This is a genomic window from Rhodococcus sp. G6(2025) (assembly GCF_058628105.1).
This window is the reverse complement of sequence record NZ_CP179750.1, coordinates 4,094,848-4,121,799: the sequence shown is the minus strand read 5'-3', so window position 1 is coordinate 4,121,799 and position 26,952 is coordinate 4,094,848. Positions and strand designations below refer to the sequence as shown.

1 protein-coding gene is annotated in these 26,952 nt (G+C 69.8%); it reads left to right on the top strand.

Going from position 1 to position 26,952, the window contains the following annotated elements:
- Nucleotides 1–155: 155 nt before the first annotated feature.
- The gene (locus ACLIVD_RS18975; protein ID WP_491930423.1) at nucleotides 156–26,942 is read left to right on the top strand and encodes a non-ribosomal peptide synthase/polyketide synthase; all 26,787 of its coding nucleotides are present in this window, start codon (nucleotides 156–158) and stop codon (nucleotides 26,940–26,942) included.
- The last annotated feature ends 10 nt before the right edge of the window (nucleotides 26,943–26,952 follow it).

Genomic DNA, 26,952 nt, shown 5'->3' with positions numbered 1-26,952 from the left:
CGTCGATGGCGATTCCGAAACGAACATCACGAATCGACGCACGCCGAGCCCACGCGTACAGCACGATCAGTACAGCGTGGGAGACCGGCGTCGGTTGGTCCGTCTCACGCGCAGGACTTGCGCATCCAAGGTCTTCTACCCGCTGGGGGAACGAGATGACGAGTGTGAATTCGCCGCAGCCGAATAACGGCGCCGAAGATGTGAACGTTCCCGAAGGGGCCTTCCCGCTCTCCTCGGTGCAACGCAGCATGTGGTTCGCCCAACAACTGAGCCCCACCGTTCCGAAGTTCATCGCCCAGTACATCGAGTTGCGGGGCGAGATCGACCTGGACCTGTTGAGCGATGCGGCGGTCCGGGCGGGTCAGGAGTTCCAGTCGCCGTTCCTGCGACTGCTGGACGTCGACGGGGAGCCCTACCAGGCGGTCGATTTCAGCATCGACCCGTCGATCGGATTCCTCGACTTCCGGGGCGAGTCCGACCCGATGGCTGCCGCGCAGGTGTGGATCGACGAGGATTACGCGACGCCGCTCCGGCTCACCCGGGACCGGCTCGTCGAGATGAACGTTCTCCAGGTCGGTGAGCAGCACTACCTGTGGTACACCAGGATTCACCACGTCGCGCTCGACGGATACAGCGGTATGACCATGGTGAACCGGATCGCGGCGCTGTACACGGCGGCGGTCGAGGGCACCGAACCGGAACCGAACCGTGCGCTGGATCTGCGCGACCTCTACGAGCTGGACCAGAAGTACCGGGCGTCGAGCCGCTTCGAGAACGACCGGTTGTACTGGGCCGAACGCATTGTCGGCATCGAGCACGGGTCGACGCTCGCCACCCACGACGCGCCCGCGGCGGCGAAGAGCCGGCTCGAGAGCGCGAAGATCTCCGACACCGCACTGGGTTTCCTCGGAGAGTCGGATCAGCGGGTCGGCGCCACGTCGGCGGCGGTACTGCTCGCCGGGTTCGCCTGCTATCTGTCCCGGATGACGGGCAAGCGGGACGTGCTCATCAACCTGCCGGTGTCGGCGCGCACCACGGCGCCGTTGCAGCGGTCCGGTGGCATGCTCGTCAACGTCGCCCCGCTGCGGATCACCGTCCGCCCGGAGGACACGGTGGCCGAGCTCGTGCAGCGAACGCAGCTCGAACTGATGGGTGCGCTGCGCCATCAGCGGTGCAGCCTCGAGGACATCCGCCGCGATGCCGGGCTCGCCGGGACCGCGGAGGGCCTCGCCGGCCCGATGGTGAACGTCATGCTGTTCCACCAGGCGTTCACTCTCGGCACGGTCACGGGCGAGTACCACATCGTGACATCGGGCCCGGTGGACGACCTGCTGGTCAACATCTATCAGAGCGGTGACGGGCAGACGCTCCTCGATTTCCGCGGCAACCCCAACCGGTACGGCTCGGAGGAGTTGCGCGCCCACCACCGCAGGTTCGTGGAACTGGTCGAGGAGTTCGTCACGGCCGAGCCGCAGACACGGACCGCCGACATTCACGCCGAGAGTGCGCGCCTCGGCGCGCGGTTCCTCGAGCGGGAGGCCCAGCTCGCGTTCTGGAAGCGGGAGTTGGCCGGCCTGCCGGAGGTGACGGCACTGCCACTGGATCGGCCGCGTCCGGTTGAGCGGGCCGGGGCCGGCGAGGTCGTCGGGTTCGCCGTCGACGCGGACGTGCAGCGCCGCGCGGCACTGCTTGCCGAGGAGGCGGGCACCGGGATCTTCACCACGCTGCACGCCGCGCTGGCCGTACTCCTGGGCCGGCTGGGCGACACCGACGACGTCGTGATCGGAACGCCGGTCGTCGGGCGCGAGGCTTCCGACTCCGACGACCCGGAAGCCGGAGCATTCTTCAACAAGACCGTCCTGCGGTCGCAGGTGGACACCGCAACGTCGTTCGTCGACCACCTGAGCCGGGTCCGGGACGCCGACCGGGCCGCGTTCGCGCATGCGGCGCTGCCCTTCGACGATCTCGTCGCCGCCCTCGGGGCCGAATCCGATCCCTCGCACGCCCCGCTGTTCCAGGTGATGCTCGAATTCACCGACGGTGGCCATCCGCACTACTCGTCCGGGGACGTGACGGTCAGCCCGATCCAGCGCGAACACCGCGCGCTGGGGCTGGATCTCGTGTTCTCCCTCACCGAATCGGAGACGGGCGGCATCATCGGCCGGTTGCGGTTCGCGACGGACGTGTGGGACCGCGCCGGCGCGGAGGCCCTGGCCGCGCGCTTCGTTCGCATCCTGCAGACGGTGACGGCGGACCCCGCCGCACCGATCGGGGACGTCGACCTCCTCGAGCAGGTCGAATACGCGGAACTCGCGCCGGTCCGCGACGAACCGTCGGTCGAGCCCCGCACGCTGCCCGCGTTGCTCGCGCGCGCCGTCGAGGCGGGCGGCGACGGGGACGCCCTCGTCTACCAGGGACGCACCCTGACCTACCCCGAACTCGACGCGCAGTCGGACCGTCTCGCCCGCATGCTGATCGGACACGGTGTGGGACCGGGTTCGGTTGTGGCGCTGGCGATCGCGCGGTCGATCGAATCGGTGCTGGCCACCTGGGCGGTCGCGAAGTCCGGGGCCGCGTTCGTCCCGGTCGACCCAAACTATCCGCCCGATCGCATCGAGCACATGCTCACCGATTCCGGTGCGGTCGTCGGTCTCACCGTGGCGGCGCACCGGTCGTCGCTGCCGGAGATCACGCCGTGGTTCGTGATGGACGACGCGTCGTTCGGCCGGGACCTGGCGCAGCACGCGGCCGGCACGGTCGCCGACCCCGACCGCCTGCGGCCGCTGCGGACCGCGGATCCGGCCTACCTGATCTACACGTCCGGTTCCACCGGCACACCCAAGGGTGTCGTCGTCACTCACATCGGCCTGGCCAATTTCGCCGAGGACGAGCGGCAGCGGTTCGCCGTGACCGCGGAGTCCCGCACCCTGCACTTCTCCTCACCGAGTTTCGACGCGTCCATCCTGGAACTGCTTCTCGCGGTGGGTGCCGGCGCCACGATGGTGGTGGCGCCGTCGACGGTGTACGGCGGTACCGAACTCGCGGACCTGTTGCGTCGGGAACGGGTGACGCACGCGTTCGTGACCCCCGCCGCGCTGGCATCCGTCGATCCGACCGGCCTCGACCACATCCGGTGCGTCGTCACCGGTGGTGAGAGCTGTCCTCCTGCGCTGGTGGCGCAGTGGGCGCCGGGGCGGGTCATGTTCAACGCATACGGCCCGACCGAGGCCACCGTCGTCGCGAGCGTGGCCGGACCGTTGACGGTCGGTGAACCGGTGACGATCGGCCGCCCGTCCCGCGGTTGCGCTCTGCTGGTGCTCGATTCGCGGTTGCACCCCGTCCCGAAAGGGGTCCCCGGCGAGCTGTACATCACCGGTGACGGTGTGGCACGCGGGTACCACAATCGGTCGATCCCGACGGCCGAACGGTTCGTCGCCGACCCCCACGGGGCGCCCGGCGAGCGGATGTACCGCACCGGCGACCTGGCACGGTGGAACGCTGCCGGACAGCTGGAATACCTGGGCCGCACCGACTTCCAGGTGAAGATCCGCGGGTTCCGCATCGAACTCGGCGAGATCGACGCCGTCGTCCGCTCGCATCCGAGTGTGGCGTTCGCGACCACGGTCGGACGGACCGCACCGTCCGGCGACACCGTGCTGGTGACGTACGTGCTCCCCGAGGGCGGGACGGACATCGTCGTCGGCGACATCCTCGAGCACGCCGCGGCCGCGCTGCCCGCGCACATGGTGCCCGCCCGGGTGATGGTGCTCCGCGAGGTCCCGCTGACCCCGGCGGGCAAACTCGACCGGAAGGCGTTGCCGGAACCGCAGTTCGAGGCCACCTCCACCGTCTACCGGGCGCCGGTGACCCCGACCGAGATGCAGATCGCGGAGGTGTTCGCGGCGCTTCTGGGAGTCGAGCGCATCGGCGTCGACGACAGCTTCTTCGACCTGGGCGGCGACTCCCTCGTCGCGACTCGCGTGGTGTCCCGGGTCAACGCGGCCCTGAGCACGGAGATCGGGGTGCTCGATCTGTTCGAGGCGCCCAGCGTCGCGTTGCTCAGTGCCCGCGTCGACGCTCTCGGGCCCCGCACCTCCGCCCGCCCCGTGCTCGCTCCGCGGGCCGGGTCCGGCCCGGTGCAGGTGTCGCTGGCGCAGCAGCGGATGTGGTTCATCAACCAGCTCGACACGGCCTCGCCCGCATACAACATTCCCGTCGGCATCCGGCTGCGCGGCACGCTCGAGGTGGACGCGCTGCGGACCGCGGTGAGTGACGTCCTTGCCCGGCACGAGTCGCTGCGGACGGTGTTCCCGAACACCCCCAACGGTCCCATTCAGGTGGTTCTGCCGGTCGCCGAGGTGAGCCCGCACCTCGACGCGGTCGAGGTGGCCGAGAACGAGCTCGAATCCCGCCTGATCGCCGACGCCGCAACCGGTTTCGACGTCACCGTCGAACCGCCGATCCGGGCGGAGCTCTACCGCACCGCGACCGACGATCACGTGCTGGTGTTCGTGGTGCACCACATCGCCGCCGACGGCCTGTCGATGACACCGCTGACCCGGGACGTGATGGTGGCCTACCACGCCCGCGCCGCAGGCGACACGCCGCAGTGGGCACCGCTCGAGGTGCAGTACGCCGATTTCGCGGTGTGGCAGCGCGAGCTGCTCGGTTCCCCCGACGATCCGACGAGCCTCCTCGCCCGCCAACTGGCGTTCTGGGCCCGCACGCTCGACGGCGCCCCCGAGGTCATGGACCTGCCGACCGACCGGCCGCGCCCGGCCCGGCAGTCGATGATCGGCGCCACCGCCGACTTCTCGATCCCGGCGCGCATCCACGCCGCGCTGCTCGAGATCGCGGGCGCCAACGACGCCAGCCTGTTCATGGTGGTGCACGCCGCCCTCGCGGTCCTGCTGTCCCGGTCGAGCGGCTCGTCCGACGTGTCGATCGGATCCCCGGTCTCCGGTCGTGGCGAACGCCAACTCGACGACGTCGTCGGCATGTTCGTCAACACCGTCGTCCTGCGCACCACCATCGACCCCGATCGGAGCTTCCCCGAGATCCTCTCCCACACCCGCTCCGTGGATCTGGAGGCGTTCAGCAACACCGATCTGCCGTATGAGCGGCTCGTCGACGAACTGAAGCCGACCCGCTCCGAGGCACATTCACCGCTGTTCCAGGTGATGCTGGTGCTGCAGGGATTCGCGAACACGCGGCTCGAGCTGCCCGGGCTCGACGTGGAGGTCGAGGCCCTCGAGACCGGCGCCGCCAAGTTCGACCTGCAGGTCATCCTCACCGAGCACACCGAGGAATCCGGCGCCCCGGGTGCGATCGACGTCCAATTCTCGTACGCGTCGGAACTGTTCGACCCGCCGACGATGACGGCGCTGGCCGAACGCTTCGTCACCTTGCTCGAGACCGTCACCGCCGGTTCGGACGCGAAGGTCGGCGATATCGACCTGATCGGTGCGGACGAGACCCACCGGATGCTCGAGCAGTGGATCGACACGGACGTCGCCGTGCCGGACTCGGCGACCCTGGTCAGCCTGTTCGAGGCGCAGGTGGCCCGGACCCCGGACGCCGTGGCCGTCGTGTTCGCCGAAGAGGAACTGCTGTACGCGGAATTCGATGCCCGCGCCAACCGGCTGGCACGCGAACTCCTTGCCCGCGGCGTCGGACCCGAATCCCGGGTCGCCGTCGCCCTGCGCCGTTCACTCGAGCTGATGATCGCGATCTACGCGGTCGAGAAGACCGGGGCAGCGTACGTTCCGCTCGACCCCGATCACCCCGCCTCGCGAATCGCCTACGTGATCGAGAGCGCCGAGCCCGCATGCGTTCTCACCTCCTCCCGCGACCGGTGCGAGGGCGTCGACGGCGCGGCCGGTGCGTCCGTGATCGAGATCGACACCCTGAACCTGTCCCGGCGGCCGAGTACCCCGATCACCGACGCCGAGCGGGGCGGTCCGATCCACCCCGATTCGACCGCCTACGTGATCTACACGTCCGGATCGACCGGCCGTCCCAAGGGGGTCGCCGTCAGCCACCGCGCGATCGTGAACCGCTTGCTGTGGATGCAGGACACGTACCGGATGGACCACACGGACGTGGTGCTGCAGAAGACACCCGTCACGTTCGACGTGTCCGTGTGGGAACTGTTCTGGCCCCTCGAGGTCGGTGCGCGACTCGTCCTCGCCGCGCCGGACGGTCACCGCGACCCGACTTACCTGTCCCACATCATCGCCGACCACCAGGTCACCACCATGCACTTCGTGCCGTCGATGCTCGCGGTGTTCACGGCAGGCGCCGAACCGGAACTCTGCGGTTCGCTGCGCCAGGTGTTCTGCAGTGGTGAGGCGCTGCCGCCCGCCACCGCCGACGCGTTCCGGGAATTCGGGTCCGCGGCGCTGCACAACCTGTACGGCCCGACGGAGGCCGCGGTCGACGTCACCTACTGGGAGTGCACGGAAGGCGACCGGGCCTCGGTCCCGATCGGGGCGCCCGTGTGGAACACGCAGGTGTACGTCCTCGACTCCCGGCTGCACCCCGTGCCGGTCGGCGTGCACGGCGAGCTGTACCTGGCCGGCATCCAGCTGGCCCGCGGCTATGTCGGCCGCAGCGATCTGACGTCCGACCGGTTCGTGGCGAACCCGTTCGGCGCGCCGGGACAGCGGATGTACCGCACCGGCGACGTCGTCCGCTGGCGTGCCGACGGCAACATCGAGTACATCGGACGCCGCGACTTCCAGGTCAAGCTCCGCGGTCAGCGCATCGAACTCGGCGAGGTCGAGGCGGCCGTGCTGGCGCACCCGTCGGTGGCGCAGGCGGTCGTGACCGTGCACCGCAGCGAGGCCACCGGCGAAAGCCTTGTCGGCTACGTGATTCCCGTGGCCGGCGCCGACATCGACACCGCCGTCGTGCGCGACGCGGCGGCGGAGGCGCTGCCCGCCTACATGGTGCCGACCCGGATCATCGTGCTCGACCGGTTCCCGCTCGGGGCCACCGGCAAGCTGGACCGGGGAGCCCTGCCCGAGCCGGAGTTCCTCAGCCCGTCCGCAGAGTTCGTCACGCCGCGGAACCCGATCGAGGAGATCCTCGCGTCGATCTTCGCGGATCTGCTCGACGCGCCCCGGATCGGTGTGTACGACAGCTTCTTCGACCTCGGCGGCAACTCACTGGTGGCCACCCGGCTGGTGGCGCGGGTGAACGCCGCGCTGGGCAGCCGGATCGGGGTCCGGGAGATCTTCGACGCCCCGACCGTCGCGACCCTGGCCACCCGGATCGAATCCGAGGCCGTGCAGGGCGCCGAACGCCCGCCGCTGATGGCCGGGGTGCGCCCCGACCGACTGCCGGTCTCGCTGGCGCAGAAGCGCATGTGGTTCATCAACCAGTTCGACCTCGACTCCCCGGCCTACAACATCGCGCTCGCGGTGCGGTTGACGGGCGACCTCGACGAGGACGCGATGCAGGACGCCGTCGCCGACGTGATGGACCGGCACGAGTCGTTGCGCACCCGGTTCCCGATGGTGGAGGGCGAACCCGTCCAGGTGATCCTGCCGACCGAGGACGTGGTGCCCGATCTGTCGCCGATCGCGACGACGGAAGCAGAACTGCCCGAGCACATCTCGCGACTCGCGGGCGCCGGGTTCGACGTCACCGTGTCGGTGCCGGTGCGCGCCGCCCTGTTCCGTACCGATCCCGGCGAGCACGTTCTCGTCATCGTCGTCCACCACATCAGCGCCGACGGCTTCTCCATGGCCCCGCTCGCCCGGGACGTGATGACCGCCTACGCGGCCCGCACCGGGGGACAGGCACCGGACTGGACGCCGCTGCCGGTGCAGTACGCCGACTTCGCGCTCTGGCAGCACCGGGTGCTGGGCAACGCCGACGACCCCGACAGCCTGCTGGCCGCCCAGCTCGACTACTGGACGCACACGCTCGCCGGGCTTCCGGAACTCCTCGCGCTGCCGACGGACCACCCCCGGCCGGTGCAGCAGTCGATGCGCGGCGGCATCCACTCGTTCAGCATCGACCCGCAGGTGCACGGCCGGTTGATCACGACTGCCCGCGAACACAATTCGAGTGTGTTCATGGCCGTGCACGCGGCGCTCGCCGTGCTCCTGGCCAGGCTGGGCGACACGGACGACGTGTCGGTGGGCACCCCCATCGCAGGTCGTGGCGACGCCGCCCTGGACGACATGGTCGGCATGTTCGTCAACACCCTGGTGCTGCGCACCCCGGTCGAACCGGCCGGCACGTTCACCGATCTGCTGTCCACGGTCCGCGACACCGACCTGAGCGCGTTCCACCACGCGGATCTGCCGTTCGAGCGGCTGGTCGACGCGATCTCACCCGAACGCGCGACGTCGCATTCGCCGCTGTTCCAGGTGGTGCTCGAGTTCCGCAACAACGAGCGCCCGCGGCTGGAGCTGCCCGGGTTGACCGTCACCGGCCTCGACCTGGCCACCGACATCTCCAACTTCGACCTGCAACTCACCCTCACCGAGGAATTCGGGGTGTCGGGGGAGCCCGCCGGGATCTCCGCGGCCTTCACGTACGCGTCGAGCCTGTTCGACGCGTCCACGATCGCCGGCTTCGCCGACTACCTGCAGCGGATCTTCGACGCGGTGACGTCCGAACCGGGCATGGCCGTCGGTGACATCGACCTGATGGTGGCGTCCGAACGTGCGGCCCTCACCCCGGTGATGGACGGGCCCGACGCCGAACCGCGGACCCTGCCCGAACTGCTCGCGGCCGCGGCCTCCGTGGATCCCAAGGCGGCCGCGCTGTCCTACGAGGGCCGTGAGGTGACATACCGCGATCTCGACGAGCGGTCGAACCGTCTCGCCCGCTTGCTGATCGGGCGCGGCATCGGCCCGGAATCGGTGGTGGCGCTGGCGCTGGCGCGGTCACCGGAGTCGGTGCTGTCACTGTGGGCCGTCGCCAAGACCGGTGCCGCGTTCGTCCCGGTCGACCCGAACTACCCGACCGACCGGATCGTCCACATGCTCAGCGACTCCGGTGCGGCGCTCGCGCTCACCGTCGCCGAGTTCCGTCCCACGCTGCCGGACTGCACGTCCTACGTCGTGGTCGACGCACCCGGATTCGACGACGAGGTGAGCGCGCGCTCCGCCGCGGTCGTCACCGACGCCGACCGGACACACCCGCTCGCCCTGGAGAACCCGGCCTACCTGATCTACACGTCCGGGTCCACCGGCACCCCGAAGGGCGTCGTCGTCACCCACCGCGGCCTGGCGAACTTCGCCACCGACGAACGCGTCCGCTTCGGGGTCACGCCGCGGTCGCGCACGCTGCACTTCTCGTCGCCGAGCTTCGACGCGTCGATCCTGGAATTGCTGCTCGCGGTCGGCTCCGGCGCCACCATGGTGATCGCTCCGGCGTCCGTCATCGGCGGCACCGAACTCGCCGACGTGCTCCGGGAAGGCCGGGTCACGCACGCGTTCATCACCCCGGCGGCCATGGCGTCCGTGGACCCCGCGGGCCTCGACCAGCTCGAGTGTGTCGCCACCGGCGGCGACGTGTGCCCGCCGGAGCTGGTGGCGCAGTGGGTGACCGGGGGCAGGCGGATGTTCAACGCCTACGGCCCCACCGAGGCGACGGTCGTGTCCAGCGTGACGGGACCGATGATTCCCGGTGAGGGCGTCACCATCGGCCGTCCGCCGATGGGAACCGGGGAGATGGTGCTCGATTCACGCCTGCACCCGGTGCCCAACGGGGTGACCGGCGAACTGTACGTCACCGGTTCCGGTCTGGCCCGCGGCTACAAGGACCGGGCGGGCACGACGGCGGAGCGTTTCGTCGCCAACCCGTACGGCGGCCTCGGGGCCCGCATGTACCGGACCGGCGACCTGGCGCGCTGGAACGGTGCCGGCCAGCTCGAGTACCTGGGCCGCAGCGACTTCCAGGTGAAGATCCGCGGTTTCCGCATCGAACTCGGCGAGATCGAGACCGCCCTCACGCGCTACCCGGGGGTCGCCCGTTCGGTGGTGTCCGCGCACCAGGGCAGCACCGGAGCCAACCGGCTCGTCGGGTACCTCGTCCCCACGGCGGGCGCGGAACTCGACCCGGAAGCCGTCCTCGATTTCGTCGGCGGATTCCTCGCCCCGTACATGGTGCCGTCCGCGCTGATCGTCCTCGACGAGTTGCCGCTCACCCCCGCAGGCAAGCTGGATCGCCGCGCGCTGCCCGAACCCGACTTCGGCGCCCGGGTGTCGACCGGCCGCGCGCCGGTGTCGGAGATGGAGGAGGTGCTCGCCGGACTGTTCGCCGAGGTCCTCGGTCTGGAATCGGCCGGTGTCGAGGACTCGTTCTTCGCCCTCGGCGGCGACAGCATCATGTCGATCCAGTTGGTGGCCCGCGCGAAGGCGGCGGGTGTGGTGCTGACCCCGCGGGACGTGTTCGAGGCCAAGACCGTTGCCGGTCTCGCCGCGGTGGCGTCGTGGGTGGGGGCCGCCGACATCGTCGTCCTCGACGAACTGCCCGGTGGCGGAGTCGGCGACATGCCGACCACCCCGATCACGAAGTGGCTGCTCGAACGGGGCGGCGAGTTCAACCGCATGTCGCAGTCGGCGCTCCTGACCGCACCGCCGAACCTGCGCGAACTCGAACCCCTGAGCGCCACGTTCCAAGCCGTCCTCGACCGGCACGACATGCTGCGCGCGCAGCTGATCGTCTCCGCCGAGGACTCGCACCTCGCCGTCCGCCCGGTCGGCGCGGTCGACGCACAGGACCTGATCCGCCGGGTCCCCGTGTCCACCGCCCCGGGAACCCCGGCGTTCGCGGCGACGGTGATCGCGGAACTCGACGCCGCGCTGGACCGACTCGATCCCGCGGCCGGCGTCATGGTGCAGGTGGTGTGGTTCGACGCCGGGGAATCCGGCGGCCGCCTGCTCGTCGTCGCGCATCACCTCGTCGTCGACGGTGTGTCGTGGCGCATCCTCGTCCCCGACCTCGCGACCGCCTGGGCGCAGATCTCGGCAGGCCAGGAACCGGTCCTCGAACAGGTCGGCACGTCCATGCGCCGGTGGGCGCACGGACTGGTCGACGAGGCGGCGAACCGGGCAGCCGAACTGGACCTGTGGCAGCGCATCCTCGACTGCGAGGACCCACTCGTCGGCAGCCGCCCGCTCGACCCCGACATCGACGTCAACGCGACCGTCGGCCGCGTCACCGTGCAGCTGCCCGCCGAGGTCAGCGAAGCCGTCCTCACGGCCCTGCCGGAGGCCATCCACGGCAGCGTGAACGACGGACTCCTCACCGCGCTGGCGATGGCGGTCACCCAGTGGCGGCGCACCCGCGGCCACACCCTGCACGGCCGGTCCGTCGACGGGACCCTGGTGAGCCTCGAGGGTCACGGCCGTGAAGACCAGGTCGTGCCGGGCGCCGATCTGGGCCGCACCGTCGGCTGGTTCACAGCGATGTTCCCGGTGCGTCTCGACCTGTCCGGCATCGACCTCGACGACGCGTTCGACGGCGGAAAGGCCGCCGGCTCCGCGATCAAGGCGATCAAGGAACAACTGCTCGCGATCCCGGATCACGGCATGGGTTACGGCATGCTGCGGTACCTCAACGCCGACACCGCCCCGCTGCTCGCGGCCCGCTCGCTGCCGCAGATCAGCTTCAACTACCTGGGACGCTTCGCCGCCGACCTGTCCGAGGCGGCCACCCGCGCCGGCTGGACGCCGACCGGTGAAGTCGACATGGACCGTGCGCAGGACCTCGACACCCCGGTCACCTCGGCCATCGACGTCAACGCGGTCACCACCGAGGTGGAGGACCGGCCTCAACTGCGCGCCACCTGGGCGTACGCGGCCGGTGTCCTGACCGTCGCCGAGGTCCGGGAACTCGCCGAACTGTGGGTCCGGGCGCTCACCGCGCTCACCACGTACGCGGCCCGCCCCGACGCCGGCGGCGTGACCCCGTCCGACCTCGAACTGGTCAGCCTCGACCAGGACGCCATCGACCGCATCGAATCGCGCTTCCCGGCGCTGTCCGACATCTGGTCGCTGTCGCCGCTGCAGTCCGGACTGCTCTTCCACGCACTGCTGGCCGATCAGACGATCGACTCGTACACGGTGCAGGTGACTCTCGAACTGCGCGGTGCCGTGCCGTCCCGCATGCGGGTGGCCGGGCAGGCCCTGCTCGACCGGCACGCGAACCTGCGGGCGTCGTTCGTCTACGACGAGGGCGGCACCCCGGTTCAGGCGATCCACGGGTACGCCGAGCTGCCCTGGACGGAGATCGACCTGTCCGGGCTGGACGCGGAGAGCCGCGAGGCCGAGATCGTGCGACTCCTCGACGCCGACCGGCGCCGCGGGTTCGACATGGCCACCCCGCCGCTGTTGCGGTTCATGCTGATCCAGATCGGTGGGGACGAGCAGCGCCTGATCATCACCAACCACCACATCCTGCTCGACGGCTGGTCGATGCCGCTGCTGATCCGCGACCTCCTGACCCTGTACGCCACGGAGGGTGACGCCACGGCGCTGCCGCGGGTGCACCCGTACCGCGACTACCTCGCGTGGATGTCGCACCGCAGCACCGAGGACTCCCTCGGTGTGTGGCGGCGTGCCCTCGCCGGGGTGGAGGAGCCGACGCTGCTCGCGCCCGCCGACGCGTCGGTGCAGAGCGACACGCAGTCCAATGAACTGCTCGTCGAACTCGACGTCGACCGGACCGATCAGCTGAGTGTGCTCGCACGCGAGCACGGTCTGACCCTCAGCACCCTGATCCGCACCGCGTGGGGAATCGTGCTGGGCGGCTTGGTCGGTCGCTCCGATGTGGTCTTCGGTGGGACGGTGTCCGGTCGGCCTCCGCAGATCGCGGGGATCGAGTCGATGGTGGGCCTGTTCATCAACACCCTGCCGGTGCGCGTGGTTCTCGACCCGCGGGAAACGCTGGGGGAGTTGCTCGAACGCATCCAGGGCGAGCAAGCCGCGCTGCTCGACCACCATTACGTCGGACTGACGGACATTCAGTCGGTGGCCGGTCCCGGTGCCGGTTTCGACACGCTGACCGTGTTCGAGTCGTATCCCGTCGATCGGGAAGGGCTGACCGAGCAGACCGACATCGCCGGCATGCACGTCCTCGACGTGCACGACAGCGCGAACGCCGCCCACTACCCGCTCGCGCTGATCGCCTCGGCGCACGAGAACCTGCAGCTGAAGCTCGAGTACGTCGAGGAGCTGTTCGACCGGGCCGACGTGGAGCGGATCGGCGACCGGATCGTCCGGGCGCTGATCGCGCTCGCCGAGCATCCCGGGATGAAACTGGCGCAGCTGCGTCTGCTCACCGACGTCGAGGAGGCCGAACTGGTTCCGGCCCGCGGCCCGTCCGGCCGCTCCGTGCGAACACTGCCGCAGATGTTCACCGACACGGCCGCCGCCGCGGGGGACGCGACCGCACTCGTGTTCGGGGACCGCCGGATGTCCTACCGGGAACTGGACGAACGGTCCAACCAGCTCGCGCGTCTGCTCATCGACCGCGGCGTCGGCCCGGAAGACATCGTGGCCCTGGGTATCTCACGGTCCATCGAATCGGTCCTGGCGGTCTGGTCGATCACCAAGACCGGCGCGGCGTTCGTTCCGGTCGATCCGACCTACCCGCGTGAGCGGGTCGAGCACATGGTCACGGATTCCGGGTGCACGTTCGGTCTCCGCCTGGACGCCGACCACGGCCGGCTCCCCGACGCGGTCAGCTGGCTGACCCTCGACGACGCCGAGACCGCGACGGCCGTTCGGGCGATGTCCACCGACACCGTCACCGACGACGACCGCGTCGCGCCCCTGCGCTTCGCACACCCGGCGTACGTCATCTACACGTCCGGCTCCACCGGCAAGCCGAAGGGCGTGGTGGTCAGCCACCGCGGTCTCGACAATTTCGCCGAGGAGCAGCGGACCCGCTACGCGACCGATTCCACGTCGCGGGCGTTGCACTTCTCCTCACCGAGCTTCGACGCCTCGGTCCTCGAATACCTGCTGTCGTTCGCCGTCGGCGCGACCATGGTGATCGTGCCGCCGTCCGTGTACGGCGGCGAGGAACTCGCGGAGTTGATCCGCAGCGAGAGCGTCACCCACGGGTTCGTCACCCCCGCGGCGCTGGCCTCCGTCGACCCCGAGGGGCTCGACGTGTTCCAGAACGTGGTCGCCGGCGGCGAGGCCGTCCCGCCGGAACTGGTGACCCGCTGGGCGCCGGGCCGCACCATGTACAACGGCTACGGTCCCACCGAGACCACCATCATGAGCAACCTCAGCGACCACCTGCAGGCGGGGGAGACGGTCACCATCGGTGCCCCCGTCCGCGGCGTCTCCGAGGTGATTCTCGACTCGCGGCTGCAACCGGTCTCCGTCGGCGTCGCCGGCGAGCTCTACATCTCCGGTGAGGGCCTGGCCCGCGGCTATCATGCACGCGCCGGGCTGACCAGCGAGCGGTTCGTCGCCAACCCCTACGGCGGGCCGGGCGACCGGATGTACCGCACCGGCGACCTCGCGCGGTGGCGGTCCGATCACACGGTCGAATACCTGGGCCGCACCGACTTCCAGGTGAAGATCCGCGGGTTCCGCATCGAGCTCGGCGACATCGACAGCGCGCTCGCCGCGCATTCGTCCGTGGCGTTTGCCGTCACCCTCGGGCGTCCCGGCCCCGCCGGCGACACCGTACTCGTCTCCTACGTGCTGCCGGAGACCGAGTCGGCACTCGAACCGCCGGAACTGAAGGAGTGGACGGCGAACCTGCTGCCCGCACACATGGTGCCGTCCAGCATCATGATCCTGGACGAGATCCCGCTCACCCCCGTCGGCAAGCTCGATCGGGCAGCGCTGCCCGAACCGCAGTTCCTGCCCACGTCGGACGACTTCCGGCCGCCGTCGACGGTCCTCGAACACACGATCGCCGACGTCATCACCACCGTCCTGGGCATCGAACGGGTCGGCATCGACGACAACTTCTTCGACATCGGCGGAAACTCGCTGATCGCGACCCGTGTCGCCGCGCGCCTGACCGCGGAACTGGACACCGACATCGGTGTCCGCACCCTGTTCGAGGCGCCGACGATCCATCAGCTGGCCCGCCTCATCGAGTCGACGGCATTCGCACCCGCGCAGGACGGCGCCCACGTCCGGATCCCGCTCGGCCCGATGCCGCGGCCCGCGCACGTGCCGGTGTCCCTGGCGCAGAAGAGGATGTGGTTCCTCAACCAGTTCGACACGTCGTCGGCGGCCTACAACATTCCCCTGGCCGTGCGGCTGACCGGTCACCTGGACGTGGAGTCGCTGCGCGCGGCGGTGACGGACGTCTTCGTCCGCCACGAATCGTTGCGGACCGTGTTCCCGTCCCACGACGGCGAACCGACCCAGGTGGTCCTCTCGCCGGGTCAGTGGACGCCGAACCTCGAGATCGTCGAGGTGTCCGAGGACGAACTGAGGGAGCACATCGCCGGTCTCGCGACCGCCGGCTTCGACGTGACGGCCGACGTGCCGATGCGGTCGGCGCTGTTCGCACTCGCCCCCGACGACCACGTGCTCGTCATCGTGGTGCACCACATCTGCGCCGACGGGTTCTCGCTCACCCCGCTCGCCCGGGACGTCATGACCGCCTACGCCGCCCGCATCGCGGGGAGCGCACCGCAGTGGAACCCTCTGTCGGTGCAGTACGCCGACTACACCCTGTGGCAGCTGCAACTGCTGGGCGACGAGAGCGACGCCGAATCGCTGATCTCCCAGCAACTCCGGTACTGGACGGATCAGCTGGCCGACCTGCCCGAACTCCTGCAGCTGCCCACCGACCGGGCGCGGCCGGTCCAGCAGTCGTTCCGCGGTGCGCAGGTCGACTTCACGATTCCGGCGGACGTGCACCGGGCGCTGGCGGCGTTGGCGCGCAAGCACAACTCCACCATGTTCATGGCCGTCCACGCGGCCCTGTCGGTGCTGCTGTCGGCGCTCTCGTCGACCGAGGACATCGCGGTCGGCACACCCATCGCCGGCCGCGGTGACGCGGCACTCGACGACATGGTCGGCATGTTCGTCAACACCCTGGTGCTGCGGAGCGCTGTCGACCCGGCGGCGGGTTTCGGCGCCCTGATGGATCAGGTGCGGGCCACCGACCTGGCCGCGTTCCACCATTCGGACCTGCCGTTCGAGCGGCTCGTCGACGTTCTCGCGCCGGAGCGCTCCACCGCGCACTCGCCGCTGTTCCAGGCGCTGCTCGAGTTCCGGAACAACGAGACGCCGCGGCTCGAGCTCCCGGAACTGACCGCGGCCGCCGTCGATTTCGATCTCGAGGTCGCCAAGTTCGACCTGCAGCTCAGCGTCGAGGAAGGATTCGACGCGGACGGGGTGGCGTCGGGTATCGCCGCGTCGTTCATCTTCGCCACCGATCTGTTCGACGCCGGCACCGTCCGGACGTTCGCCGACCGGTTCCTGCGCATCCTCGGTGCCGTCACCTCCGACCCGCTGGCCCCGGTCGGGGACATCGTGATCACCGACGCCGCCGAGCGGTCGGCGATGGCGACCGAATGGAACACCGCCGGACTCGACGCGGGCACCGACACCCTCGCGGACCGGTTCGCCCAGAGCGTGGCCCGGTTCCCCGACGCCACGGCCGTGACGTCGGAGGACGTGGCACTGACGTACGCGGAGCTCGACGCCCGGTCGAACCGGCTGGCCCGCCTGCTCATCTCCCAGGGAGTGGGGCCGGAAACGCTGGTGGCCGTGGCGCTTCCACGCACCTGCGATCTGATCATCGCCCTGCTGGCGGTGATCAAGACCGGCGGCGGCTACCTGCCCGTCGACATCACCTACCCGGCGGACCGGCTGGCGTTCGTGTTCGAGGACGCCGCACCGAACTGTGTCATCACCACCACGGGGGACGTCTCCGCCCTGCCGGATTCGGAGACCCCGGCGATCCTGCTCGACGACCCCGAGACCACCGCCGACCTCGCGCAGCAGTCGCCGGCGACGATCACCGACGCCGACCGGCTGGCGCCGCTCGACTCCGCGTCGGTGGCGTACGTCATCTACACCTCCGGGTCGACGGGCCGCCCCAAGGGCGTGGTCGTCTCGCACCGCAACGTGCTGACGCTGTTCGCGAACACGCAGCCGCTGTACGGGTTCGACGAGAACGACGTGTGGACGATGTTCCACTCGTACGCGTTCGACTTCTCCGTGTGGGAGCTGTGGGGTCCGCTGCTCTATGGCGGCCGACTCGTCGTCGTCGACTACTACACGGCGCGGTCGCCGGAAATGTTCCACGAACTCCTGCGGAACGAGCAGGTCACCGTACTCAACCAGACCCCGACCGCGTTCTACCAGCTCGCCGAGACCGACCGCATCGTCTCGGAGATCGACGTGAACGCGGCGGCACTGGCCCTGCGGTACGTGATCTTCGGTGGTGAGGCGCTCGACCTCGGACAGCTCGGGCGCTGGTACTCGCGGCACGACGACTCCGCCCCGACGCTGGTGAACATGTACGGCATCACCGAGACGACGGTCCACGTCAGCTACCTCGCGCTCGACCGCGAATTCGCCGAGTCCGCGTCGGCCAGCGTGATCGGCCGCGGAATCGCCGGGCTGCACGTCCACGTCCTCGACCGGCGCCTGCACCCGGTTCCCCCGGGCACCATCGGGGAGATGTACGTGTCGGGTGACCAGGTGACCCGCGGCTACCTCGGCCGGGCCGGGCTCAGTTCGACCCGGTTCGTGGCCGACCCGCTCCGGCCCGGGGCCCGGATGTACCGCACGGGTGACCTGGCGCGCTGGAACACCGACGGCCAGCTCGAGTACCTGGGCCGCAGCGACTTCCAGGTCAAGATCCGTGGTTTCCGCATCGAACTCGGCGAGATCGAATCCGCGCTGCTCCGGTACCGCGGCATCGCCCAGGCCGTCGTCCTCACCCGCGACGACGGGCACGGCGGTCACCGGCTGATCGGCTACGTGGTTCCGGAATCCGGCGCCACCGTCGAGGTGTCGTCCGCGCTCGAGTTCGTCGGCACCCAGCTCACCTCGTACATGGTGCCCGCCACCCTGGTGGTGCTCGACGCACTGCCGTTGACGAGCAACGGCAAACTCGACCGCCGCGCGTTGCCGGAACCCGACTTCGGGGCCCGGGTGTCGGCGGGCCGCGCCCCGGCCACGGAGATGGAAACCGTCCTCGCCGGTCTGTTCGCCGAGGTCCTCGGTCTGGAATCGGTGGGTGTGGACGACTCGTTCTTCGCACTCGGCGGCGACAGCATCATGTCGATCCAGTTGGTGGCCCGGGCGAAGGCCGCCGGCGTGGTGCTCACCCCGCGGGACGTGTTCGAGGCCAAGACCGTTGCCGCGCTCGCCGAGGCCGCCTCCTGGGCGGGCGCCGCCGACGTGGTGGTCCTCGACGAACTGCCGGGCGGCGGGATCGGCGAGATGCCGGTCACCCCGATCACCGCGTGGCTGCTCGAACGCGGCGGCGACTTCCGCCGCTACACCCAGACCGCGCTGCTGTCCCTTCCCCCCTCGGCCGACGAGACACTGCTGAAGCGCACGATCGCGGCCGTCGTGGATCACCACGACATGCTGCGGGCGCGTCTCCTCGGTGCCGAGCCGCAGTGGCGGATCGAGGTGCAGGCCGTGGGCGCGGTCGACGTCGACGACGTGCTGCACCGCGTCGAGGTCGCGTCGGTGGTCGGTTCCGGGTTCGCGGAGGTCGCGACCCGTGAACTCGATGCCGCGGCAGGACGACTGGACCCCGAGGCCGGGGTCATGCTGCAGATGGTGTGGTTCGACGCCGGCGACGAGGGCGGGCGGCTGCTGGTCGTGGCCCACCACCTGGTGGTCGACGGTGTGTCGTGGCGGATCCTCGTCCCCGACCTGGCGACCGCGTGGGCGCAGGTCTCCGCCGGTCAGGAACCGGCCCTCGAACCGGTCGGCACGTCGATGCGGCGCTGGTCGCACGGCCTCGTCGAGGCGACACGCGAACGCGCCGGCGAGATCGAACTGTGGCGCCGGGTGCTCGAGGCCGACGACCCGCTCATCGGATCGCGTCCGCTCGACGCCGCGGTCGACGTGGCCGGGACCGTCGAGAAGGTGACCGTGGAGGTGCCCGCCGACGTGACGGACGCACTGCTCACCCGTGTTCCCGAGGCGTTCCACGGCGGCGTCAACGACGGACTGCTCACCGCGCTGGCGCTGGCACTGGCCCAGTGGCGGCGCACCCAGGGCGACTTCACGCGCGAATCGCTGGTCAGCCTCGAAGGCCACGGCCGCGAGGACCAGGTGCTGCCGGGCGCCGACCTGGGCCGCACCGTCGGCTGGTTCACGGCGATGTTCCCGGTGCGCCTGGACCTGTCGGGCATCGACCTCGACGACGCGTTCGCCGGTGGCAAGGCCGCCGGGTCCGCGGTCAAGGCGATCAAGGAACAGTTGCTGGCCATCCCGGATCACGGCATCGGCTACGGCATGCTCCGCTACCTGGACCCGGAGAGCGCGGATCAACTGCGGGCGCTGGCGAAGCCGCAGGTCACGTTCAACTACCTGGGCCGGCTGGGCGGCGCGACGTCCACCGACATCCACGGTCACGCCTGGGTTCCGGTGACGGACACGAAGCTCGACGACATCCCCGCCTCCGACATCCCGGTGGCATCGGCGCTCGACATCAACGCCGTCACCGGCACCGGGGCCGACGGCAACCGGCTGCGGGCCACGTGGGCGTTCCCGACCGGGGTCCTCACCCCGTCCGAGGTCCGCGCACTCGCCGACCTGTGGGTGCAGGCGCTGACCGCGCTGACCACCCACGTCGCGCGGCCCGACGCCGGCGGTGTGACCCCGTCCGATCTGGACCTGGTCACCCTCGACCAGGACGCGATCGACCGGCTCGAGGCCCGGTTCCCGGCACTGTCGGACATCTGGTCGCTGTCACCGCTGCAGTCCGGGCTGCTGTTCCACGCCCAGTTCTCGGACGCCTCGGTCGACCCGTACCTGGTGCAGCTGGCGCTGAAACTGCGCGGAAACATCGACCCGGACCGGATCCGCCGGGCCGGACAGGCCCTGCTGGACCGGCACCCCAACCTGCGGGCCGCGTTCGTCCACGACAGCGCGGGCGCCTCCGCGCAGATCATCCAGCAGCACGTGGAACTGCCGTGGTCGGAGTTCGACCTCTCGGCACTCGACCCCGACGAGACCACCCGCGAATACGACCGGATCGTGGCACGGGACCGGTCGGTGAAGTTCGACATGGCGAACGCGCCGCTGCTGCGGCTGGCCCTCGTCCGGCTCACCGAGGAGGACTACCGGCTGATCCTGACCAACCACCACATCCTGCTCGACGGCTGGTCGACTCCGCTGGTCATCCGCGACCTGCTGACGCTGTACGCGTTGGACGCCGACGGCAGCCTGCTGCCCCGGGTCCACTCCTACCGCGACTACCTGTCGTGGATGAAGCGCCACGACACCACAGACTCCCTCGACGCCTGGCGCACCGCGCTCGACGGGGTCGAGGAGCCGACCCTCCTTGCCCCGCTGGAGCGGGGTGAGGCGCACTCCGTCGTCGCGGAGGAGACCGCCTTCACACTGTCGGTGGAGCAGACCACCCGGTTGCGGGACCTGAGCCGGGAACGCGGGCTCACCCTCAACACCGTCGTCCAGACGGCGTGGGGAATCGTGCTGGGCGGCTTGATCGGCCGCTCCGACGTGGTGTTCGGCGGGACGGTCTCGGGCCGGCCGCCGCAGATCGCGGGCATCGAATCGATGGTGGGTCTGTTCATCAACACCCTGCCGGTGCGGGTGACCCTCGACCCGTGGGAGTCGCTGGGCGAGCTGCTCGAACGTGTGCAGAGCGAACAGGCCGCACTGCTCGATCACCACTACCTGGGTCTGACCGACATCCAGTCGGCGGTCGGCGGCGGCGGTGCCTTCGACACGCTGACCGTGTTCGAGTCGTACCCGGTCGACGAGGCGGGGCTGACGGAACAGACCGACATCGCCGGGATGTTCGTCACCGGCATCGACGGCAAAGACTCCGCGCACTACCCGCTCGCCGTCGTCGCCTCCGGGGACGCGCGGCTGAACTTCAAGTTCGAGTACCTCCCCGAGGTCTTCGAGGAAAGCGCGGTCGACGAGATCGCGGACCGGCTGCAGCGGGTGCTCGACGCCCTCGCCGACCGACCCGAGATTCCGCTCGCCCACATGCAACTGCTCACCGAGGCCGAACTCGCCGAGTTCGCGCCGGTGCGCGGCCGTCCCGGGTTCTCCGTCCGGACGCTGCCGCAGATCTTCGAGGACGCGGCCGCCCTGGATCCGAACCGCACGGCGCTGACGTTCGAGGGCCGCAACGTGTCCTACCGGGAGCTCAACGAACGCTCCAACCAGCTCGCGCGGGTGCTCATCTCCCGCGGCGCCGGCCCGGAGACGTTCGTGGCGCTCGGCATTCCCCGATCGATCGAGTCGGTCCTCGCCGTGTGGGCGGTGGCCAAGACGGGTGCCGCATTCGTCCCCGTCGACCCGAACTACCCGATGGACCGCATCGAGCACATGCTCACCGATTCGGGTGCCACCATCGGATTGACCATGGCCGCGTACGAGAAGGCGCTGCCCGACTCGGTGCCGTGGCTGCAGCTCGACTCGCCCAAATTCGAAAAGGCCTGCCAGTCGAAACCTGCTCTGCCGGTGGCCGATTCGGATCGGCGGTCGCCGATAAGCCTCGACAACGCCGCCTACATCGTCTACACCTCCGGTTCGACGGGGAAGCCGAAGGGCGTCGTGGTCACCCACGAGGGCCTCGACAACTTCGCCGAGGACCAGCGGCAGCGTTTCGCCGCCGCGCAGACGTCCCGCACCCTGCACTTCTCGACGCCCAGCTTCGACGGGTCGGTGTTCGAGTACCTGCAGGCCTTCGGGGTCGGCGCCACGATGGTGATCGCCCCGCCGACGGTGTACGGCGGAGCGGAACTGGCCGAACTGATCAGGTCCGAACACGTCACCCACGCGTTCGTCACCACCGCGGCGCTGTCCACGGTCGACCCGACGGGGCTCGACGAATTCCAGCACGTCGTGTTCGGCGGCGAGGCGTGCCCGCCGGAACTGGTGACCCGCTGGGCGCCCGGCCGGCAACTGTCCAACGCGTACGGGCCCACCGAGACCACGGTGATGGCGAACATCAGCGACCCGATGACGGTGGGCGACCCCATCACCCTCGGCGGCCCGATCCGCGGAGTCGGTGAGCTCGTGCTGGATTCACGTCTCCAGCCGGTGCCCGTCGGGGTGCCCGGCGAGCTGTACATCACCGGTGCCGGTCTCGCCCGCGGCTACCACCGGCGCCCGGAACTGAGCAGCCAGCGGTTCGTCGCCAACCCGTTCGGGGAGGCGGGGGAGCGGATGTACCGCACCGGCGACATCGTCCGGTGGCGCGCCGACCACACCGTCGAGTACGTGGGCCGCAGCGACTTCCAGGTGAAGATCCGCGGTTTCCGCATCGAACTCGGCGAGATCGACAACGAGATCGCCACGTTCCCCGGGGTCAGCTTCGCCGCGACCCTCGGTGTTCCCGGCCCGTCCGGTGACACGGTGCTGGTGACCTACCTGCTGCCCAACACGGCCGGCGGCGTCGATCCGGCCGAACTCACCGCGCACCTGTCGACCCGGCTCCCCGCGCACATGGTGCCGACGAGCGTCATGTTCCTGGACGAGATCCCGTTGACCCCGGTGGGCAAACTGGACCGGTCGGCGCTGCCCGCCCCCGAGTTCCACGTCACCACCACCGAGTTCCAGCCGCCGACCAACGACCTCGAACGCAAGATCGTGGACATCTTCGCCGATGTCCTCGGTGTCGAACGGATCGGTATCGACGACAACTTCTTCGATCTCGGCGGAAACTCGCTGGTCGCCACCCGTGTCACGGCGCGGTTGCGGGATGCCCTCGACACCGACATCGGTGTGCGTGCCCTGTTCGAGGCCCCCGACGTCCGGTCGCTGGCCGCACGCGTCGCCGACAGTGTGAGCGGCGGCGCCCGCCCGGCCCTCGCGCCGGTCGAACGGCCCGACCGGATTCCGCTGTCGCTGGCACAGAAGCGGATGTGGTTCCTCAACCAATTCGACACGTCCTCACCGGCCTACAACATTCCGTTGGCCGTCCGGCTGACCGGAACCCTGGACGAGGACGCCCTGCGGCTGGCGATGGCCGACGTCCTCGAACGGCACGAGACGCTGCGCACCGTCTTCCCGACGGTCGACAACGAACCGACCCAGCGGATCCTGCCCGCCGCCGATGCGCAACCGGGCGTCGACACCGTCGCGGTGGCGGCGGAGGATTTGCCGCGGCACATCATGGATCTGGTGTCCCGTGGGTTCGACGTCAGCACCGACGTGCCGGTCCGCGCGGCCCTGTTCCGGATTGCGCCCGACCATCACGTGCTGACGATCGTGGTGCACCACATCAGCGCGGACGGATTCTCCCTGGCGCCGCTCGCCCGCGACGTCATGGTGGCGTACACGTCACGGCTCGGCGGCGACGGCCCGCAGTGGGATCCGCTGCACGTCCAGTACGCCGACTACACGCTGTGGCAGCATGCCGGACTCGGCTCGGAGAACGATCCCGAATCGATGATCAACCAGCAGTTGCGGTTCTGGTCGGAGACGCTGGCCGGGGTGCCGGACGTCATCCAGTTGCCGACCGACCGGCCGCGCCCGATCCAGCAGACGTTCGAGGGTGATCGGGTCGAGTTCGCGATCGACGCCGACCTCCATCAGCGGCTCACGGCACTGGCCCGGGCCAACAACGCCACCATGTTCATGGCCGTCCACGCCGCGCTGGCGGTTCTGCTGTCGAGGCTCGGCAGCACCGACGACGTCGTCATCGGCACCCCCGTCGCCGGGCGCGGTGAAGCCGCACTCGACGACATGGTCGGCATGTTCGTCAACACCCTGGTCCTGCGGAACCGGATCGACCCGGCGTCGACGTTCACCGAACTGGTGCAGCGGATCCGGGAAACGGACCTGGCCGCGTTCCAGCACTCGGATCTGCCGTTCGAGCGCCTCGTCGAGGAGCTCAACCCGACCCGGTCCACGTCGTACTCGCCCCTGTTCCAGGTGGCCCTCGAGTTCCAGAACAACGAGAACCCGACGCTGGAACTGCCGGATCTGCGGGTCGAGAACGTGGACCTCGAAACCAAGGTGGTGAAGGAAGACCTCGAGGTGATCCTCGCCGAGCAGTTCGATCAGGACGGCGCGCCGGCGGGTGTCGCCGGCGGACTCGACTTCGCCGTCTCCCTGTTCGACCGCGGGACCGCACGCTCGATCGCGGACCGGTTCGTCCGGATCCTCGCGGCCGTCACCGCCGACCCGGACCGGCCGATCGGCACCCTCCCGCTGCTCGACGAGGCGGAGATCGAGGAGATGGTCCCGGCGCGCGGCAAGCCCGACGTGCGCCCCGAGGTGTGGCCCGACCTGCTCACGGCCGCCGCGGCACTCGACCCCGATTCGGTGGCGTTGTCCTTCGAGGACCGGCAGGTCACCTACCGCGAACTCGACGAATGGTCCAACCGGCTGGCGCGGGTGCTGTGCGCCCAGGGAGTCGGGCCGGAGACGTTCGTGGCCATCGGAATGCCGCGATCGATCGAGGAAGTCGTGTCGATCTGGTCGGTCGCGAAGTCGGGTGCGGCGTTCGTGCCCGTCGACCCGACCTACCCGCGGGACCGCATCGACTACATGCTGACCGACTGCCGGGCGTCCGTCGGCCTGACCGTCGCCGGCCGTCGCGACAACCTGCCGGACACCGTGTCGTGGCTGGTGCTCGACGACGAGTCCTTCGCCGAGCAGGTCGCGGCCGTCTCCTCGGCGCCGGTCACCGACGCCGACCGCACACGCCCGCTCCATCTGGCCCACCCGGCGTACCTGATCTACACGTCGGGATCGACCGGTAAGCCGAAGGGTGTCATCGTCACTCACCGCGGCATGGCCAACCTCACCGCGGAGGAGCACGAACGGTTCCAGGTCACGCACGAGTCCCGGGTCTCGCATCTGGCGTCCCCGAGCTTCGACGCGTCGATCTTCGAGCTGATGATGGCGTTCGGCGCGTCGGCCCGGGTCGTGATCGTGCCGCCCACCGTCTTCGGTGGCACGGAGCTGGCGGACCTGTTCCGGCGCAACGCGGTGACGCACGCGTTCATCACGCCTACCGCGCTGTCGTCCATCGAGGACGTGGGACTCGAATCGCTCCGTGTCCTCGCGGTGGCCGGTGAGGCCTGCCCGCCGGAGCTGGTGGAGATCTGGGGTAAGCACCGCAACATGCACAACGGCTACGGGCCCACGGAGACGACCATCCAGGCGAGCGTCAGCGCCCCGATGCGTCCGGGTGGCGTCGTGAACATCGGCGCCCCCGCGCTGGGATTCGGTTCGCTGGTCCTCGACGAGCGCCTGCAGCCGGTCCCGGTCGGTGTGCCCGGCGAGCTCTACATCACCGGCCCCGGACTGGCACGCGGGTACCACAACCGGTCGGCGCTGACGTCGGAGCGGTTCGTCGCCTGCCCGTTCGGCGAGCCCGGTCGCCGGATGTACCGCACCGGCGACGTGGTGCGCTGGCGCGGCGACCACACCATCGAGTACATCGGCCGCACCGACTTCCAGGTGAAGGTCCGCGGCTTCCGCATCGAACTCGGTGAGATCGACGCCGTCCTCGCCCGCCACCCCGCGGTCGCGTTCGCGGCCACCATCGGTCACACCGGACCGTCCGGCGACACGCTCCTCGCGTCGTACGTGCGGGCGGCCGAGGGACACGATCTCGAGCCGGCGGAGTTGCGTACCCACGCAGCCGACCGCCTGCCCGCGCACATGGTCCCGTCCGCGGTGGTCGTCCTCGATCAGATCCCGATGACCCCGGTCGGCAAACTCGACCGCAAGGCGCTGCCCGCACCCGAGTTCGGCACCACCGGCGCGGCCTTCCGGGCCCCGACGACGGCGACCGAGCACATCATCGTCGAGGCGTTCGCCGAGGTGCTGGGCGTGGACCGGGTCGGCACCGCCGACAGCTTCTTCGACCTCGGCGGCAACTCGATCGTCGCCACCCGGGTGATCACGGTGCTGCAGGAACGCCTCGGACGGCAGATCCCGTTGCAATCCATGTTCCTGGACCCGACCCCCGCCGGTCTCGCACTGCGCGTCGACACCGAGAACGCGGCCGGGTCGCCGGTCGACGAGGCGCTCGGCGTGGTCATCCCGCTGCGGCCGACAGGGGACAAGCCGCCCCTGTTCTGCATCCATCCCGGGATCGGGCTGTCGTGGGGTTACGCGGGTCTCCTGCAGCACCTCTCGCAGGACCGGCCGGCGTTCGGCCTGCAGTTGCCGATCATCAGCGGTGGCCCGAGCTTCGAGTCGATCGAGCAGCTGGCGCACCAGTACGTGCTGGAGATGCGCAAGGTCCAGGCGCACGGGCCCTACCACCTGCTGGGCTGGTCGCTCGGCGGCGTCATCGCCCACGCGATGGCCGTCGAACTGCGGCGGGAAGGGGAGGCGGTCGACACGCTGGCCGTCATGGACAGCTACGTGACCGACGGGACCGACCAGGGCCCGGAGAGCCTCACCGTGTCCGAGTTGCTCCACGGCCTCGGGCTGGACCTCGAGTCCGTCTCCGAGGAGGAACTCACCTACGAGCGGGCAGTCGAGTTGCTGGACGACGCGTTCGGGCAGAAGACGGGACTGACCCCGAAGCACCTGGAGCGGATCAGCGCCGGATTCACGAACTCCTCGCGGATCATGAACAACTTCCGCCCGCAGGTGTTCGACGGGGATCTGCTGTTCTTCACGGCCGCCGGATCGGCGTCGACGGAACAGCATTCGCCGGACGAGTGGCGGAGTTCCGTCACCGGAGGCATCCGGGAAGTGAAGATCGAGTGCGAGCACAATCAGATGATCGAACCCGAGGTCCTGGCCGTGGTGGGGCCGGTCCTCGAGGATTATCTGAGCGCGCATTGACCCGATTTCG

Excerpts from the sequence above, each read along its gene's own strand:
- ACLIVD_RS18975 (WP_491930423.1), top strand. The coding sequence starts at position 156 with ATGACGAGTGTGAATTCGCCGCAGCCGAATAACGGCGCCGAAGATGTG.